Here is a 17,651-nt window from a genome sequence, read left to right as displayed (position 1 = left end):
ATGATGCCCACGCCATGGAGCTTGCGGGAAACATGACAAGGGCGTTGGCGGCTGGGATCAAGGGGGCGAAGCTGGGTGCCGCCCTCCTGGCCGGTGTTCTTCTGGCGGGTGGACTGTCCGGCGGGGCTTTGGCTTGGGATTATCGCGATGGCCCCCATTACGGTGGTCCCCGATATGATGGACCGAGGTTCCATGGTCCCCGATATGAGGGACCGGCATGGGGCGGTTTCCATGATCGCGGCTACTGGAGTCCTCCCGTCGGACCGCGCTGGCGGCCGGGCCCGCCGCGCTACCGCGGGCCTGACGTCGTGCTGCTTCCGGGCCCGCCGATCCTGTACCAGCCGGCACCGCCGCTGGTCGTGCTGAGCACCTGTCAGCAAACCGTCGGCGATGGCTTGGTGGAGCGTTACGGTCCCGGATCGATCGTGTTCTCTGGGGGGCCTTTCGAAGGTGTCGTGACGCTGGACCAGCGCCCGTTCAACTATCGCTGCGCCGACGGGCGAATAAACGTCTGGTGAGCAGGTTGGGGCTCGGCCGATTGTCCAGGGTTTCTTAACCAGAACGTCCTAACACTTTGGGTCCAAGGCACTGCGTCGAACGGACCCGATGAACGACATTCTGAACCGGCAGCTTCTCAGCGTCACCGGATTGGTGCAGCTCGAAAAACGCATCCGGCACGCCGCGACGGTGGAGGAGTTCGGCTTCCTCGTCGTCAACGAGACCCACGCGCTGGTACGGTATCGGCAGGCCATCCTGTGGCGGCGCACCCCCGGCGGGGGTGGCAAGGTCGCCGCCATATCCGGCTTGGCGCTGCCGGACGCCAACGCTCCGTTCATGGTCTGGCTGGCCGATCTGCTGAGGCACCTCGAAGGACGCGAGGGCATCGAGGCGATCGACGCCTCGGGTGTCCCACCGGGGGAGGGTGGCGAGTGGGGTGAATGGCTGCCGCCGCACGCGCTTCGCATCCCGCTCCATGATTTCGGTGGCGAGGCCGGGAGCAAGATCGGTGACCGGAACCTTGGATGCCTGTTCCTGGTTCGGGATGAGCCCTGGACCGATCACGACCGTCACCTGATGGCCTATCTGGCCGATTCCTACGCGCATTCCTGGGCGGCCTTGCTGGCGCGCCGCCGACCCGACCGGCTTTCCTGGCTGCACCGGCGCAAGGGCAAGCTTGGACTGCTGGCCCTGGCGGTCGCGGTGGGGCTGTGCTGGCTGCCCGTTCGCCAGTCCGTGCTGGCACCGGCCGAGGTGATCCCGCGGGAGCCCGTGGTGGTGCGCGCCTCGATCGACGGCGTGGTCGACCGCTTCGAGGTCCGGCCCAATCAGATCGTGGCGGAGGGACAGGTGCTGCTGGCACTCGACGCCGCCCGTCTCCAGAACCGGTTGGACGTCGCGCGGAAGGCGCACGAGGTCAGCGAGGCGGAGTATCGTCAGGCGGCGCAGCAGGCCGTGTTCGATCCCCGCAGCAAGACCAGCCTCGCGATCCTGCAGGGGCGGATGGAGCAGAACGCGGCGGAGGTCGTCTACCTGGAGGGCCTGTCGCAGCGGATCGAGATCAGGGCGCCGCGGGGTGGCATCGTGATCTTCGACGACGTCAACGACTGGATCGGCAAGCCGGTCACCATCGGCGAGCGCATCCTGATCGTGGCCGACCCGGGCGAGGCCGAGATCGAGATCCACCTGCCGGTCGCCGACGCCATCGCGCTGGAACGGGACTCCGAGGTCACCTTGTTCCTCAACGTCGATCCGCAGCACCCGATCGACGGCGCTTTGAGCTTCGCCAGCTATCAGGCGAACCCGACGCCCGAGGGGGGGCTGGCCTACCGGCTCAAGGCGGACTTCGCCGAGGGCGTCACGCCGCCGCGCATCGGCATGAAGGGCATCGCCAAGGTCCGTGGCGAGGAGACGACGCTGTTCTACTACGTCATGCGGCGGCCGCTCGCGGCGCTCCGCCAGCGGATCGGCCTGTGACCGCCGCCGTTCAAATGGGGGGCCAGATGGCGGGGGCGCCGGCGCCGCCGGCCCGTTTGCTGCCGCTCCGCGAGGAGCTGACGCTTCACGCCGGCCCGGTCACGGCGGAGGGGTCCCCGACCTGGACCCTGCACGACCCCGCCAACAACCGCTTCTATCGGATCGGCTGGCTGGAGTTCGAGATCCTGTCCCGGTGGGAAGCGGGCGACATGGAGGAGATCGCCGCCGACATCCGCCGGTCGACCACGCTGGACGCGGCCGTGTCGCATGTCGAACTGGTCGCGCGATTCCTAATGTCCTGCAACCTGCTGCAGGCGCGCGGCGAAGCGGCGCTGGAAAGGCTGACACGGCAGGCGGCGTCGATCCGCGTCGGACCGGCCAAGTGGCTCTTGAAGAACTACCTGTTCATCCGCGTGCCGCTGGTGCGGCCGGAGCGTTTCCTCAAAGCCGCGCTGCCCATGGTTGGCTGGGTCTTCACCAGGGGGTTCCTGGTGGCGGTTCTGCTGATGGCGCTGACCGGCGGCTATCTGGTGATGCGGCAGTGGGACGCTTTCCTGGCGACCTTCCCGCATTTCTTCTCCCTGGAGGGGGCGGCGCTCTCCGCCCTGGCGCTGACTGGCGCCAAGATCCTGCACGAGCTTGGGCACGCCTTCACCGCCCGCCGCCGGGGCTGCCGCGTGCCGACCATGGGTGTCGCGTTCCTGGTGATGTGGCCCGTCCTCTACACCGACACCAGCGAGGCCTGGAAGCTGCCGTCCCGGCGCCATAGGCTGGAGATCGGGGCGGCGGGAATGGCCGCCGAATTGGCGCTCGCGGCGGTGGCGACACTCGCCTGGAGCTTCCTGCCGGATGGTCCGGCGCGGAGTGCCGCGTTCCTGCTGGCGACCAGCACCTGGCTGTTGACGCTGGTGATCAACCTGAACCCGTTCATGCGGTTCGATGGCTACTACCTGCTCTCCGACTACCTGGACATTCCCAATCTCCAGGACCGCTCATTCGCCTTGGCGCGCTGGAGATTGCGGGAACTGCTGTTCGGCCTGGGCGACCCAGTGCCGGAACGCCTGCCTGACCATACCCGGCGCGTCCTGATCGCCTACGCGTTCTGCACCTGGATCTACCGGTTCTTCCTGTTCCTCGGCATCGCGCTGCTGGTCTATCACCTGTTCTTCAAGCTGCTCGGCATCTTCCTGATGATGGTGGAGATGGTCTGGTTCATCGCGCGTCCGATCTGGAGCGAACTTCGGGAGTGGGTCATGGGGCGGGACAAAGTCCACGTCAACCGCAACAGCGTCGCGACATTGCTCGGGTTGTGCTGCGTCGTGGCGCTGGTGCTGGTCCCCTGGCGCAGCGCGATCCCGGCGGCGGCCGTGCTCCGCGCGGAACAACAATTGAAGCTGTTCACGCCGAGGGGAGCGCGCCTCGCCGAGGTCGGCGTCCGGATCGGGCAGCTGGTCACCGCCGGAGACATGCTGTTCCGCTTCGACTCGCCCGATCTGGATCACGATCTGGCCCAGGCGGAACGGCGCGTCCAGGTCTCGCGCTGGCAGGTCCAGTTCCAGGGCATGAGCCGCGACCTGCTGGAACGCAACCAGGTCTCATGGCGCGAGTTGGAGGGGGCCATGGCGCAGGCGGCGGGCCACAGGACCGAACTGGATAAGCTGGTCCTGACGGCACCGATGAGCGGACGGGTCGTGGAACTGGCGGACCCGCTTCGGACGGGGGAGTGGCTGAAGGCGAACACGGAACTGGCGACCGTGGTCGATCCCGCGTCGGGCATCATCGAGGCCTATGTCGGCGAGGCGGATCTGGCTCGGATCGCGGTGGGGACCTCGGGCACCTTCCATCCCGATGATCTCGACATCGCGTCGGTGACCGGCAAGGTGATCTCGATCGACGATGGCAGCAGCCGGACCCTGCCGGAGCCCACCTTGGCATCGGTCAATGGCGGCGACGTGGCGGTCCGTGACGCGCGCGGGCCCGAAGGCGCCCTGATTCCGGAAAGTCCTGTCTATCGCGTGTTGATACGGCCCGATGGCGGGTTGCCCGCGCCCGCGCGGGTCCAGCGTGGCCGGGTCCTGCTGAATGGCGAGCGCGAGAGCCTGATCGCCCGGACATGGCGGGCCGGCGTCGGCGTGCTGGTCCGCGAGAGCGGTTTCTAGCTCGAATGCCGGTTCCGGGCGTCAGCGCTTCGGCTTGACGCCCGGAACCGGGGTGTTCGACGCCACCACCACGGAGTCGTGGATGGGGCCCGGCTGCGACGGCTTCACGGCGGGGCGCGGGATCCTGGCTTCCGGCGCCAATACCACAGGCGGCGGCGCGGTTATGGCGGCCGGCGCGATGGCGGACGCTGGAGCCGGCGGGATGGCCGCCGGAGTGATCGGCGGTGCGGCAATGGCTGGCGGCGTGGGCGCCGATGACGGCAGCAGGGGGATGGTGGCGACCGCGACGGCCGGAGTTGTCGCGATGACGGGGGTTTGCGGCGGCGCCACCGGGAATTCCGCCCCGTTCAAGTGGGTCATCCAACTCCGCTGGGTGGTGGGGCGACGAACCGGTCCGATCTTGATCGACGCCAGTTCCGTATCGGTGAAGTAACGCGCGAGCAGGGCTTCGGCGCGCCGCTGGCTGACCGGCGGCATGCCGCGCCAGAGCCGTTGCGCCTCGCGGATGGCGGAGTCGCTGCCGCCCAAGGCCGCCGCGGTGTACCAGCGGAGTGCCGTCGGCGGGTCCCAGCGAACGCCGAGGGCGCGGTCGAACAAACGTCCGGCGACCGCCGCCGCCTCCGTGTCTCCCGCCGTCGCTTTGGCGAGCAGCGCCTCGACGGCGGCGCGTGGGACCGTTCCAGAATCCATGGCTTCGAGCACGGTGGCGGTTTCAGGCGCCCGCGCGACCGCCGCCGAGGGAGCGGCCAGCGAGCCCGCCGGGATCATGAGCGGAAGTACCAGGGAGAGGAAGCGCCAGCGACGGGGGGTGGGCATCTTCGGGGTCCAAGCATGCGCGAGTGAGGATACTAAGCGCATGATGGGCCAACTGTTTTGAAGTTTGGTTAATCAACAGGAGCGCGGCGCATGGCTGACCGTCCAGGAACCTATCCGTCCGCTTTGGGGTTGCCTTTGGAAAACTCCAGTCAAAGCCTCAGGAGGCCCAAAATGCGCACAGTCTTAACCCTCGCCGCCACTTGCTTCCTGGCCGCCGCGGCACCGGCCATGGCCCAGAACGTCAACAATCCGATGACCCATGAGGGGCTCCCCAAGGTCGAGGGGCCGCTGGCCACCGTCAACGAGGTCGATCGCCTGATCGGCACGGATGCCGTCGCCGCCGATGGCCGCAAGGTCGGCAAGATCGAGAACCTGCTGGTGGCGCCCGACGGGCGGGTCGACTACGTGGTGCTCGAGTGGGGCGGCGTGCTCGGCCTTGGTGAGCGGCGTGTCGCGGTGCCGTGGACGGACGTGGCCCTGGACGCGGGCGGCGACCGGGCGGTGATCGACAAGACCCGCGAACAGCTCGAGCAGACCCAGCGTTACGATCCCGACACCCCGGCGGCCGCCGGGATCGACTCGGAAATCCGCCCGTTGCGCTAGAGCCCTTCGCGGTGGACTTTGGGCTCCCAGCCGCTCAAGGTCAGCCGCTCAAGGGGGCGCCGGTCACAGGGTTCCCGGCACCCTGTAATCGGCGCGGGCCCGCTCCTCGACCTCCTCGTTCGACACGATCCGCTTGCCGATCGGCCAGAGCGAGATGATCGCCAGCTTCAGGTGCGCCCAGGCGAAGGGAATGCCGACGATGGTCAGCGCCAACGCCACCGCGGTCAGGACATGGCCGAGCGCCAGCCACCAACCCGCCAGGACGAACCAGATCAGGTTGCCGAGAAAGCCCAGCGGGCTGGTGCCAAGGTCCTCCCTGCCGTCCCACTCGTCGCGCGACACCGCGCTGCGGCCGAAGGGCATCAGCGTGTAGCTGGCGATGTTGAGCGCCGATCGCGCCCAGGGAAGACCAATGATGGTGATGGCCATGATGACCGCGGCGAACAGCCACGCCACCGCCATCCAGATGCCGCCCGTGATGATCCAGAGGATGTTCAGGATCAGGCTGATAAGGTTCATGAAAACTCTCCTTCGGGCGCTGATATGGGGAGGAATTCGCCCGTTTCCATGGCGACGCGTTCGGGCGGATGATCCTGTCCCGTCTTGGCCACACATGCCCGGCTAAGCCGAAAGATCGGTGGGAAAACAGCTGAAGCCGGTTGCGCCGATGAACGAAAACGCCTAGTTGTCTGTTCATCCGTGCGACGACTGGTGGCCACGGCCGCCATGTCCGCACCCTACCTTGGAGTTTCGCGTGAGCGACAACGGTCCGACTAGCTAGGCGGCTGGGCGTTTTCTCATCGTCCATCCGCCTCTGAAAAGAGAATTCGAAAGGATGTGATGATGACGCGCAATCTCGCTGTCGAGTTTAGGATCGCGGCCAACACGCTGCGCCGCCTCTCAGGTAACCCCGATCCCCGCAAGGCCGCCCGCGCCCAGGAAATCCTGGCTGACAAGGGCTTGTTCCGCGAGTTCGTCGATCAGCGGCACCGTGCGGTGCGAGGCCGCGCCGATGCCGCCGCGGAGGGCGACAGTAGCGGCTTGATCGGGCTGGCCGCCTGATCGACTTTACCGTGCGTGGGTAAGCTTCGGCATGGCGGACCGGCAGGTATCGTCCTAAGCTGCGGCCCGGTCGTGGGACCCGGTCGTGGCAATGGACGCATCATGGAAATATTTGGCATCGCAGGTTGGAGCGGCAGCGGCAAGACGACCCTGATGGTCAGGCTCGTACCCGAATTGACCGCCTTGGGACTTCGTGTCTCGACCATGAAACACGCCCATCATGCCTTCGACGTCGATCAGCCCGGCAAGGATTCTTTCAACCACCGGGCGGCGGGTGCGACCGAGGTCCTGATCACGTCGGCCAATCGTTGGGCGCTGATGCACGAGAACCGGGGTGATCCGGAGCCTTCGATCGAGGAACTCGTCGGTCACATGACACCGGTCGATCTCCTGCTGATCGAGGGTTTCAAGCGCTCGCCCCATCCCAAGCTGGAAGTCTTCCGGCGCTCCACCGGCAAGCCGTTGCTGGCGCTCGAGGATCCGACCGTCGTGGCGGTCGCCTGCGACGACGCCGTTCCCGAAGTGGCCGTTCCGGTGCTCGACCTCAATTACCCGGCCGCCATAGCCCGCTTCGTAGTGACGCAGTGCGGTATAAATCCGAGATAATGCCCGTCGATACGCTGGTTTCGCGCGCATTGGCTGATTCGTGTCACCATCGAAACCATTGACCCTCGCGGGACTGCTCGTATCATATGAGCGTGGTGGCCGCATTGCGTCCGAATGGTTGTGACGACTCCGGCATGGCGTACCGCACGCGAGGAGATGCGAATGACGTTCCTGTCGGACATTGGCTGTCGAGGGAATGACCCCCAAGGTCCGGTAACGGAAGATCCGGCTTCGATCGCCGTCTTCAAGGCCTTGCTGAGAACGGAACCCTCGCTGCAATCCAGCCCGCTCTACGCGATCCTCGATCTGGCGGGCGACGCCTTCGTGGTGATCAACGAGGCTTTCCAGATAGTCCTGTTCAACCGGGCGGCGGAGCGGATCTTCCAGTACGAGACCGCCGATGTCATCGGCAAGCGCGTCGACATGCTGCTGCCGGAACGCTTCCGCGCCGGACATGATGGCCAGATGAGCGACTTCCGCCATCAATCCCATGGCTCCAGGCTGATGGGAGAGCGACGCCAGATCGCCGGCGTCAGGCGCGATGGGACCGAGTTCCCGGCCGAGGCCTCGATCGCCTGGGTCGCCTTCACGGGCGGCGGCGCCTATGTGGTCGTGCTGCGCGACATCACCGAGCGCACCCGGGTCGAGCAGCAGACGGCCCGCTTCGGCCGCATCATCGAACAATCCATCAACGAGATCTTCGTCTTCAACGCCGAGGACCACCGCTTCGTCCTGGTCAACCGCCAGGCGCGCGAGAACCTGGGATACTCGTCCGAGGAATTGCTCGGCATGACCCCGGCGGATCTGCGCTTCGAGTTCACCGAGGAGGAGTTCGGCGAACTGCTCCGTCCCCTCCAGGACGGCACGATGGACGAGATCAGCTACGCGACGGTCTATCAGCGGCGCGACGGCACGACTTATCAAGTCGAAGGGCGGTTGCAGCTGCTTCGGAACGAAACGCCGCCGGTCTTCGTCGCGATAGCCCGCGACATCACCGAACGATCCCATTTCGAGACCCTGATCCGGCGCCAGTCGCTGTACGACGCGCTGACGCTCCTGCCGAACCGGACCCTGTTCACGGAGCGGTTGACGCTGGCCGTGGAGGAACGCGCCCAAGACCATGGAAACGGCGGGATGCTGCTGATCGACCTCCTGGGCTTTCGGATGGTCATAGACAGCCTGGGCCGCGCGGCGGGCGACCGGGTGATCCAAGAGGCCGGGCGTCGGCTCGCGGGGTGTCTGCGGGCCAGTGACACGCTGGCGCGTCTGGAGGGCGCGGAGTTCGGCGTGCTGGCCGCGAGCTTGGACAAGCCGGCCCGCATCGGGATGATGGCCGATAGGCTGATGGCCGCGTTCGACGCTCCGATCAAGGTCGATGGTGTCGAGATCACGCTGTCGCCAGCGCTGGGGATCACGTGCTTTCCCAATGATGGGCTCGATCCCGAGGCCTTGATGAGGAAGGCCGACGCCGCCTTGTGGAGCGCCCGCGAGGAGGGCTCGTCGCACAAGTGTTTCTACACGCCCGACCTGGACGTCGTCGTCAACACCCGTGTCGCCATGAAGTCCGGCTTGGGGCGGGCGCTGGAGCGGGATGAGTTCTCCCTGGTCTTCCAGCCCAAGGTCGATGTCAAGAGCTGGACCGTCTGCGGCTGCGAAGCGCTGCTGCGCTGGCGCAGCGCCGAGCTTGGCAATGTCTCGCCCGCCGACTTCGTGCCGGTGCTGGAGGAGACCGGCCTGATCAACCAGGTCGGTGAGTGGGTCCTGGAGAACGCCTGTCGTCAGCGCCGGGCCCTGATCGACCGGGGCGTGATGGATGTCAGGATGGCGATCAACCTGTCCGTCCGGCAGATCCGTCCGACCTTTCCAGCCACGCTGCTCGACATACTGCGTCGGACGGGACTACGGCCGTCCGACATCGAGTTGGAGATCACCGAAACCGTCTTGATGAAGGACAGCGACGAGGTCGTCCTGGTCCTCCACGAACTGGCGGGCATGGGCGTCCATCTGGCGCTGGATGATTTCGGGACGGGATATTCCTCGCTCAGCTACATCAAGTTGATGCCGCTCCATACCATCAAGATCGATCGTTCCCTGATCACGGACATCGCCACGGGTGCCGAGGACGCGGAGATCGTGAGGGCGGTGATCGACATGGGGCACTCCATGTCGCGCAGGATCGTCGCCGAGGGCGTCGAGACCGAGCAGCAATTGGCGCACTTGCGGCGGCTTGGTTGCGATGAGATCCAGGGTTATCTGTTCAGCCGTCCGGTTCCGGGACCAGACCTTCTGAAGCTGCTGGCCGGGCTGTCGTCATATGCCTGAAATCGGGGGGGCCCGACCGGTGTCCGGCTTGCTTCTCCGCATCCATCCGTTTATCTCAAGTGGATAGAAGGATCTGTACGAACGAGAGGCTCGAATGGTGGGGTGCCACCCGATCAAGGTACTGTGCGTCGATGACAACGCGATCATCATGATGGCGACGCAAGCGACGATCGACGCCGCGTCCGACATGAGTTGCGTCGGCTGCCTCTACCGGGCCGACGCCTTGGTGGACACCGTCGCCAAGCTCAAGCCGGATGCCGTCCTGCTCGACCTCAACATGCCGGGCAAGGAGCCGCTGGCGGCGCTCCGCGAGCTGACCGTTTCCCATCCCGAGGTGCCGGTGATCGTGTTCAGCGGTTTCAGCGACTTGGACACGGCCCAGTCGGCCTATGACGCGGGCGCCAAGCGATACTTGACCAAGGGCGGCGATGGTCGGCCCATGCTGGACGCCATCCGATCGGTGGCCAGGACGGCGAGCGCCGATTTGGTCCCGGCGACCTGATCCCAGCCCATCCTTGGGATTGACGGTTCTGATTGCGTCTGGCTGGTCCCGCGCGGGCCCGATTGGCGGGGATGCGGTCGCGGGAACGATGATCGCGAATGGCCTGTTGTCACGGTCCTGCCGCGCCACACCTCACTCTTTCGATCCATAACAGATCCGTCTCACCCATGGATGATAACCTTGTTTCCCGGCTCGTCCCGGAGTTGGCGCTGGACCGGGCGTGCCGCCGGGTCGTCGCGGGCGCCCCAGAGGGCTGCGACGCCTTGTTGCTGGGCGATTTGGTCCGACGCGCGCCATCGGGCACGCTGCTCCACATCGCCCGGGATGCCCGGCACCTCGCGCGGCTGAGGCGCGCGCTGGCGTTCTTCGCGCCCGATGTGGAGGTGCTGCCGCTGCTGGCCTGGGACTGCGCGCCCTATGAACGGCGCTCGGTGTCGGCGAAGGTCGCGGCGCGCCGGGTCGACACCCTGCTCAAGCTGGGGCGGCCCGCCGAGGGCCCCAGAGTGGTGCTGGTCACGGCGGCGGGGTTCCTGCGCAGGCTGCCGCCGCAAGGCGCGTTGGAGGCGGCGACCTTCCGGGCGGTTCCCGGTGACGCTGTCGAGGAACCGCTTCGGCGCTTCCTGTTGCGGAACGGCTATGCCCCCGCCGAGGCGGTGCGGGATCCGGGAGACTTCCTGTGGGACGACGACCGGGTGGAGATCCTGCCGCCAGGGGCCCGTCGATCCATCACGCTCGACCTGATCAATGATGGGCTGGACGCGGTTTGGGAACAGCCGGGGGGTGTCGAGTTGGAGCGGCTGGACCTGCCGCCGATGTCGGAGGTCGCGTTGACCGACGACGGCATCGCGCGCTTCCAGGCCAACTACGTGGAACTGTTCGGCAAGCCCGAGGGCAACGACCCGCTGCTCGCCGCGGTCGTGCAGGGCAGGCGCTTGAACGGCGTCGAGCACTGGCTGCCCCTGTTCCACGGTACCACAGAGACCCTGTGCGAGTACCTGCCGGGCTGCCCCGTCACGCTGGACGAGTGCGCCGAGGTTGACCGCGACGATCACCTGGACCAGATCGCCGACGCGTTCCAGGCGAGCCGGACGATCGGCGGCATCACGGAAAAGGCCCATCTGCCGGTCTACCGTCCGCTGCCGCCGGAGCGGGTCTTCCTCGACGCCGCTGACTGGGATGCCTGTCTGGAGCCGCGCGCGGTGACGTTGTTCCGGGCATCCCCTCCGGAGGAAGGGGAGGACGTGGCGGATGGCGGCGCCAGGTCCGGTCCGCTCTTCCACGGCGGCGACGGCGGCGACGGCGCCAAGGCCTTGGCGGACCATGTGGAATACCTGCGTGAAAGCGGTGCCCGCGTCATCTTCGCGGTCGAGCGGGATGTCCAGCACGCGGCCCTGAAGCGCCGCGTCGGCCTACCCGACCTGCCTTCGGCCGAGACCTTCGGAGAGGTCGACAGGCTGACCGTGGCGACCTTGCCGGTCGCTCGGGGATTCGCCATCGGCGATCTCCACGTCATCGCGCGAGCCGACATCATCAAGTCGGAGCGGCGGATAGCCGCTGAGCCGGGCGGAGGCCAGCCCGGCGATCCGCTGTCCGGCATGGAGCCGGTCACGGTCGGCGACCTCGTCGTCCACGCGGAACATGGCGTCGGCTTGTGCGAGGGTCTGGAGACGCTAAACGCCGGCGACGCCCCACATGATTGCCTCCGCCTGACTTACCGCCAGGGCGACAAGCTGTTCGTTCCGGTCGAGAACATGGACCTGCTGTCGCGCTTCGGAACGCCGGGCGAGACCATCCAGTTGGACAAGCTGGGCGGTGCCGCTTGGGCCAATCGGCTGGAGCGCATCCGCGAGATCCTGCGTGACGCGGCGCGTGACCTGATGGCGACGGCGGCCAAGCGGTCGCTCGCCATGGTCGAACCGATCGTGCCCAAGGTGGCGGCCTATCGCCGGTTCAAGAGCCGGTTCCCCTACACCGAGACGGAGGACCAGCAGGCGGCGATCGACGATGTCCTGGCCGACTTGGCCTCCGGCAAGGTGATGGACCGGCTGGTCGTCGGCGATGTCGGTTTCGGCAAGACGGAGGTGGCGTTGCGGGCGGCCTTCGCGGTCGCCTCATGCGGCCGTCAAGTCGCGGTGGTGGCGCCGACCACACCGCTGGCGCGGCAGCACGCCGACGAGTTCCGCGACCGCTTCGCCGGAACGGGTATCGGGATCGCGGAACTGACCGGCTCCCGCTCCGCGGAGGAGCGGCGGGAGGCCCGTCGGTTGATCGCGGACGGTGAGGCTCTTATCGCGGTCGGGACACAGGCTTTGTTGAGCGAGGGCGTGCACTTCGCCGATCTTGGCCTGCTGGTGCTGGATGAGGAGCAGCGTCTGGGCGTCAAGCAGAAGGAGCGATTGAAGGAAGCCGCCGACGGCGTCCACGTCCTGACCATGACGGCGACGCCGATCCCCCGCACGCTTCAACTGGCCTTGGCGGGACTGCGCGACCTCAGCATGATCGGCACGGCGCCGGTGGAGCGCCAGCCGGTGCGGACCCGTGTGCTGGCCTATGATGGGGATGTCATCCGACAGGCCTTGACGCGCGAGCGGGAGCGCGGCGGGCAGAGCTTCTATGTCTGTCCCCGGCTGGCCGATCTCGACCTCGTCGCCGATCGTCTGGGCGCCATGCTGCCCGATCTGGTGGTGGCGCGCGCCCATGGCAAGATGGAGCCGGGCGAACTGGACGACGCGATCACCAACTTCGTGCGCGGCGGCGCCGACGTGCTGCTGGCGACCAACATCATCGAGGCGGGGCTGAACATCCCCAACGCCAACACGCTGATCGTCCACCGCGCCGATATGTTCGGTCTGGCGCAGCTCCACCAGCTCCGCGGCCGTGTCGGGCGGGGCAGCGCCCGGGCCTATGCCTGGTTGACGGTCGAGTCCGAAAAGGACCTGTCGGAGGCGGCGCGCCGGCGCCTGGACGCGATCTCCACGCTCACCGATCCGGGGGTCGGGTTCAGCGTCGCCAGTCAGGATCTCGACCTGCGCGGCGGCGGCAATCTGTTGGGGGAGGAGCAGTCCGGCACGATTCGCGCGGTCGGCGTCGAACTGTTCCAGGAGATGCTTCGCCAGGCGATCGAGGCAGTGCGGGCTGGGCGAGAGCCCGAGGAACCCTGGACTCCGCGGATCTCGCTCGGCGTGCCGGTGCTGATCCCGGAAAGCTATGTCGCCGATCTGGACGAGCGTATGGCGCTTTATCGCTCCATCGCGACGCTGGAGACCGCCGAGGCCGCGAAGGCGTTCTCGGCGGATCTGGCGGCACGGCGCGGCGCTGTTCCGCCCGAGGTCCGCACGCTGTTGGGACTCGGCGAGTTGAAGCGTCTGTGCAGGGAGGCCGGGGTGGAGCAGATCGATGTTGGGCCGCGTGGCGCCCTGATCACCTTCCGACAGGAGGCGAGCCAGGAAGCGGCCCAGCGCGACCCCGCGAGGTTCCAGGCGTTCCTGGAGCGCCATCAAGGCACCCGCCCACGGGAGGATGGCAAGGTGGTCGTGCCGCTGGCCGAGACGAAGGACTCGGATCGGCTTGACGCGGCGAGGGGCCTGCTGGAGGAACTGAGGGAGCTTTGAGGCGGGTCAGGAGATGTCGATCACGGCCACGTCGACCTTGAAGCTGCGGCCCGCGCGCCAGACGGTCAGCGTCACCGAATGGCCGACGCCGGTCTGCTCCAGCTGGATCGCGAGGTCCGCCAGCGTGGCGACCGGTTGTCCCGCCGCGTGGGTGATGACGTCGCCATTGGATCGTCCCTCGTCGAAGCCGCGCAGGCCGGCGCGGGCGGCCGCCGATCCCGGCAACACTTCGGCGATGACCACGCCGGCGACGCCGACGGGGGCGCCGGCTTGCTCCGGAGCGACCCGGATGCCGATGCCGGGTGTGGGCACCCGGCCTTGGCGGATCAGCGCCGGGACGATCCTGTTGACGGTGTCGGCGGGCACCGCGAAGCCGATCCCGGCGAAACTTCCCGATCCCGACAGGATGGCGGTGTTGACTCCGATCAGCCGGCCGGCGCTGTCCAGCAGGGGGCCGCCGGAGTTGCCGGGGTTGATCGCGGCGTCGGTCTGGATCACGCCGACGATCTCCCGGCCGCCTCCAACCGGCAGCCGCCGCTCCAGCGCGCTGATCACGCCCGTGCTGAGGCTTCGGGTCAGGCCGAAAGGGTTGCCGATGGCGAAGACCGACTGGCCGATGCGGAGGTCGGCGGAAGCTCCAAGAGGAATCGGCTGGAGCGACGCGCGGTTCTCGTTCAGCTTGAGGACGGCCAAGTCGCTGTTCGGCGCCACGCCGATCACCCGCGCCGGTATCGCCTCGCCGCTGTCCAGGCGGACGGCGACGCGGGTGGCGCCCTCGACCACGTGGTGGTTGGTGACGACGTGACCCGCGGCGTCCCAGATGAAGCCTGAACCGGCGCCGTGCGTTTCCCGGATCCCGATCCCATCCGCCGCTTCGGCCCGGTCGGTGAAGATGTAGACGACTGACGGTGCCGTGGTGTCGAACAGGGAGATCGTCGATCTTTCAACTTCGGACAGCGATCCCCTGGCGGTCACCGCGCGTGGCTCGTTCGCCGTCAGGAGGACTCCCCGGACGAAACGGTCGCCGAACCAGATCGTCGCGACGAGCAACGCCCAGATCAGCATGTACCGCCAAAATCGCTGACCGCCCATCCACCTTCTCCCGCTTCGAACCCGGTTCCTTGGAGCATCCGCGCGTGGGAGGCCGGGATACTAGAGAAGGGGGTGCGTCACGCGGTGGTCAAGCGCAAAGGCGGCATGTCCCTTCGGCGGGACGATGGTTCCAAGAGCCCTTGAGAAGATCCGGGAACGGGCGTGTTATGGAGGGGCGACTTCTTCCTTGGCGCCGGTGCAGATCATGACCGATCCATACGAGACCCTGGGACTTTCCAAAAGCGCTTCCGACGACGATATCCGCAAGGCCTATCGTAAGCTCGCGAAGAAGTACCATCCCGACATCAACCCCGGCAAAGCCGACGCGGAAGACCGGTTCAAGGATATCTCGGTCGCCTATGGGCTGCTGTCCGATCCCGAGAAGCGCGCCCGTTTCGACAAGGGTGAGATCGACGCGACGGGGGCGGAGACGCCGCGCAGCTTCTACCGCGGCTTCGCGGATGCCGGTGGGGGCGGGAGATATGGGGCGGACGAGCATTTCGTCGACAACGAGGACGCCGAGAGCTTCTTCGCCGACCTGTTCGGCCACGGTGGCGCGCGGAGCGGACAATCCGGTGCGGCGGGCGGTTTCCGGATGCGGGGCGGCAATGTCAGCTACGCCTTGCGCGTCTCCTTCATCGACGCCGCCAAGGGCGCCCGCAAGCGCCTGACCCTGCCGGACGGCCGGACGCTGGATGTCGATATCCCGGCTGGCATCGACACCGGTCAGACGGTTCGCCTGAAAGGGCAGGGGAGCCCCGGATTGGGTGGAGGACCGCCGGGCGACGCGCTGATCAGGATCGAGGTCGAAACCCATCCGGTGTTCCGGCGGGATGGGCGCGACATCCGGATCGACCTGCCGGTGACGCTGGCGGAGGCGATGCTGGGCGGCAAGGTCCGGGTCCCGACGATCGACGGGACGGTCGCCATGACGATCCCCAAGGGGTCCGACAACGGCGCCACGCTGCGGCTGAAGGGCAAGGGCGCGGGGGCGCCAGGTGGAGGAGACCGCGGCGACCAATACGTCACCGTTCGTCCCGTTCTTCCCCGGCAGTCGGATGCCGAGTTGGAGGAATTCATCCGGCGCTGGTACGACAGCCACCCGCAAGACCCCCGTGATACGCTGGAGCAATCCCGATGATGGCGCTTGAACAGGTGCTCGCGGCGGTCGGAAGGGTCGACCGCCAGGATCTCACCCTTTGGATCGAACGGCGTTGGGTTCGGCCGCACCACGAGGGTGGCGGCTATGTCTTCACCGAGTTGGATGTCGCCCGCGTCACGCTGATCTGCGAGATGCGGCACGATCTGGCGATCGACGACGAGGCGATGCCGGTCGTCCTGGGCCTGATGGACCAGCTCTACGGCATGCGCCGCCGGGTCAGGCACCTGGTCGACGCCGTGTCCGCCCAGCCGGAGGAGGTTCGGCGAGCCATCGCGGCGGAACTCAAGCGCCAAGCGGCCGAGGATTGAGATTGGATTGGATCAAGGGTCACGCTTGGAGCTTGACGGCGCTTCTGCTATGACGGCGCCCATGAGCGAAGATGCCAAGAAGACCCATAAGCCCGACCCGATCACCGAACGCATCCTGGCGATGATCGCGGACGGCAAATCCGTGACTCCCCAGGAGGTCGCGCAGGCCTTCTACAAGGATATCAAAACGCCCACCATGTCGCCCGACGGCTGGCACAAATACCTGACCGCCGTGCGCCAGCAGGCGATCCACCTCGCCCGGCTGGGCCAGTTGGAGATCACGCGCAAGGGCGAGCCGGTCGATCCGAACAACTTCAAGGGCGTCGTTCGTCTCCGGAAAGTGCAAGCGCCTCTTCCTTGACGGTTGCGATCAGGGCGGGTGCCGCCACCGCCCGCTTGCGCCGCCACGACCTCAGGCCGAGCAGGCCTCCCACCAGAATGAACAGGCACAGCAATCCCACCGACACGGTGGTCGCCAGTTCTCCCGCCACCTGCTGAAGGGCCGCTCCCGCCGCGTATCCGGCTCCGGCGAAGCAGACGGCCCAGATGCCGGCCGCGAAGAAGTTCAGCAGCGCGAAACGGCGCCATGACAGCGTGCTCATGCCCATGGCGAACGAGCTGAAATTCCTGACACCATAGACGAAGCGGAAGCTGAGGATGAAGGCGGTGCTGTATTTCTCCAGCAATCCCAAAGCCTTGTCCACTCCCGGACGCCAGCGGGGATAGCGGTTCAGCATGCGGGTGCCGGCGTGGCGGCCGAGCATGAAATACATCTGATCGCCCAGGAAACTGCCGATCCAGGCGCATGAGATCAGCGTCATGAGATCGAGGGCGCCTTGCCGGGCGGCGATGCCCGAGAAGATCACGATCGTTTCTCCTTCCAGGAAAGTCCAGACGGCCACGACGCCATAGAAGAGGTCGCCGTACCGGTTTATCAGCTCGATGATTTCCATATGGGTCCGCTATGGGGTGCTTGGGCACGGAAGCCGCGCGGCGATCCTGATGAAACTGGGTCACCGCCTCTGTCATCCTTGAAGCTAGGCGTTTCCATTGGCCAATCATAGGGCTGATGCGTGATTGTTTGGTTGGCCAACCAATGATCGGATGCCTTCGCGGGACATGACGCCGCGAAAAAATGAAGGAGGTGAAATTTGTCCTGGACAGGCCAAGCCAAAATCACCTATAAGGCGCCTCCCCACACGGAACGGCGCGGTTAACAACTGAGCGGCACCAAGTGGGGCGCTTGTATAGGCGCTGTATTCGCCTCAACGACTGACGAAGACCAAAGAAAATCTTCTCAAAGCTGTTGACGCGATGCGGTAAGCCAGTTATAAAAGCGAAATGTTCGAGGGTGACCTTGAACAACGGCACTTTGAGAAGTGCCCCGGATCTTTGACAAGTAGATGATTTTGAGAAGGGATGCGCAGGCGGCGG

General features: G+C 66.6%; 16 protein-coding genes. 12 read left to right on the top strand and 4 right to left on the bottom strand.

Annotation, left to right across the window (positions count from 1 at the left end):
* Window positions 1–32 precede the first annotated feature (32 nt).
* The 3 genes from N825_RS13685 (at window position 33) to N825_RS13675 (ending at window position 4,133) form a co-directional block, all read left to right on the top strand.
* On the top strand, window positions 33–518 hold the full coding sequence (locus N825_RS13685) for a hypothetical protein (RefSeq protein WP_157619172.1): 486 nt from the start codon (window positions 33–35) through the stop codon (window positions 516–518).
* An 88-nt stretch (window positions 519–606) separates the two neighbouring features.
* On the top strand, window positions 607–1,974 hold the full coding sequence (locus N825_RS13680; protein ID WP_037452584.1) for an efflux RND transporter periplasmic adaptor subunit: 1,368 nt from the start codon (window positions 607–609) through the stop codon (window positions 1,972–1,974).
* Window positions 1,971–4,133, top strand: coding sequence for an efflux RND transporter periplasmic adaptor subunit (locus tag N825_RS13675; protein WP_157619170.1), 2,163 nt, complete (start codon window positions 1,971–1,973; stop codon window positions 4,131–4,133). Before N825_RS13680 ends, N825_RS13675 begins: the two co-directional genes overlap by 4 nt.
* 21 nt (window positions 4,134–4,154) lie before the next feature.
* On the opposite strand, the gene N825_RS36505 is transcribed toward N825_RS13675, so the two are convergent.
* Window positions 4,155–4,949, bottom strand: a complete 795-nt coding sequence (locus tag N825_RS36505; RefSeq protein ID WP_157619168.1) for an SEL1-like repeat protein — start codon at window positions 4,947–4,949, stop codon at window positions 4,155–4,157.
* Between the two features lie 171 nt (window positions 4,950–5,120).
* Between N825_RS36505 and N825_RS36500 the strand changes: the two genes are divergently transcribed.
* Entirely contained in the window at window positions 5,121–5,552 is a 432-nt protein-coding gene (locus N825_RS36500) for a PRC-barrel domain-containing protein (protein ID WP_051512332.1), read from the top strand.
* Between the two features lie 63 nt (window positions 5,553–5,615).
* Here N825_RS36500 and N825_RS13660 read toward each other — a convergent pair whose 3' ends face one another.
* Window positions 5,616–6,071 carry a YccF domain-containing protein gene (locus N825_RS13660; protein ID WP_037452582.1) on the bottom strand — a complete coding sequence of 152 codons (456 nt, stop codon included), beginning with the start codon at window positions 6,069–6,071 and terminating at the stop codon, window positions 5,616–5,618.
* A gap of 324 nt (window positions 6,072–6,395) precedes the next feature.
* Between N825_RS13660 and N825_RS13655 the strand changes: the two genes are divergently transcribed.
* From N825_RS13655 to N825_RS13635, 5 genes are all read left to right on the top strand, one after another.
* Window positions 6,396–6,614: a hypothetical protein gene (locus N825_RS13655; protein WP_198038319.1), complete on the top strand. Its 219-nt coding sequence runs from the start codon at window positions 6,396–6,398 to the stop codon at window positions 6,612–6,614.
* 102 nt (window positions 6,615–6,716) lie between these two features.
* On the top strand, window positions 6,717–7,220 hold the full coding sequence (gene mobB / locus N825_RS13650) for a molybdopterin-guanine dinucleotide biosynthesis protein B (protein WP_037452576.1): 504 nt from the start codon (window positions 6,717–6,719) through the stop codon (window positions 7,218–7,220).
* A gap of 162 nt (window positions 7,221–7,382) precedes the next feature.
* The gene (locus tag N825_RS13645) at window positions 7,383–9,542 is read left to right on the top strand and encodes a putative bifunctional diguanylate cyclase/phosphodiesterase (protein ID WP_051512331.1); all 2,160 of its coding nucleotides are present in this window, start codon (window positions 7,383–7,385) and stop codon (window positions 9,540–9,542) included.
* A 94-nt stretch (window positions 9,543–9,636) separates the two neighbouring features.
* Window positions 9,637–10,044, top strand: coding sequence for a response regulator (locus N825_RS13640; RefSeq protein WP_037452573.1), 408 nt, complete (start codon window positions 9,637–9,639; stop codon window positions 10,042–10,044).
* 167 nt (window positions 10,045–10,211) lie between these two features.
* A complete protein-coding gene (locus N825_RS13635; protein ID WP_051512330.1) occupies window positions 10,212–13,655 on the top strand; it encodes a transcription-repair coupling factor in 3,444 nt (1,147 codons plus the stop codon).
* A gap of 6 nt (window positions 13,656–13,661) precedes the next feature.
* Here the strand turns inward: N825_RS13635 and N825_RS13630 are convergent, their stop codons facing one another.
* Window positions 13,662–14,747, bottom strand: coding sequence for a S1C family serine protease (locus N825_RS13630; protein ID WP_037452571.1), 1,086 nt, complete (start codon window positions 14,745–14,747; stop codon window positions 13,662–13,664).
* A gap of 205 nt (window positions 14,748–14,952) precedes the next feature.
* Between N825_RS13630 and N825_RS13625 the strand changes: the two genes are divergently transcribed.
* The 3 genes from N825_RS13625 to N825_RS13615 are packed head-to-tail and all read left to right on the top strand — an operon-like array spanning window position 14,953 to window position 16,578.
* A complete protein-coding gene (locus N825_RS13625) occupies window positions 14,953–15,888 on the top strand; it encodes a DnaJ C-terminal domain-containing protein (protein WP_037452992.1) in 936 nt (311 codons plus the stop codon).
* Entirely contained in the window at window positions 15,885–16,217 is a 333-nt protein-coding gene (locus tag N825_RS13620) for a chaperone modulator CbpM (RefSeq protein WP_037452569.1), read from the top strand. The genes N825_RS13625 and N825_RS13620 overlap by 4 nt, the downstream gene beginning before the upstream one ends.
* A 25-nt stretch (window positions 16,218–16,242) precedes the next feature.
* A complete protein-coding gene (locus N825_RS13615; protein ID WP_157619166.1) occupies window positions 16,243–16,578 on the top strand; it encodes a DUF3253 domain-containing protein in 336 nt (111 codons plus the stop codon).
* Here N825_RS13615 and N825_RS13610 read toward each other — a convergent pair.
* Entirely contained in the window at window positions 16,532–17,170 is a 639-nt protein-coding gene (locus tag N825_RS13610; RefSeq protein ID WP_051512328.1) for a DedA family protein, read from the bottom strand. The genes N825_RS13615 and N825_RS13610 overlap by 47 nt on opposite strands.
* Window positions 17,171–17,651: the final 481 nt, after the last annotated feature.

Origin of the sequence: Skermanella stibiiresistens SB22 (assembly GCF_000576635.1) — a bacterium.
Lineage (GTDB): Bacteria > Pseudomonadota > Alphaproteobacteria > Azospirillales > Azospirillaceae > Skermanella > Skermanella stibiiresistens.
The sequence above is the reverse complement of the archived record's forward strand: the minus strand, read 5'-3'. Positions and strand labels throughout refer to the sequence as shown.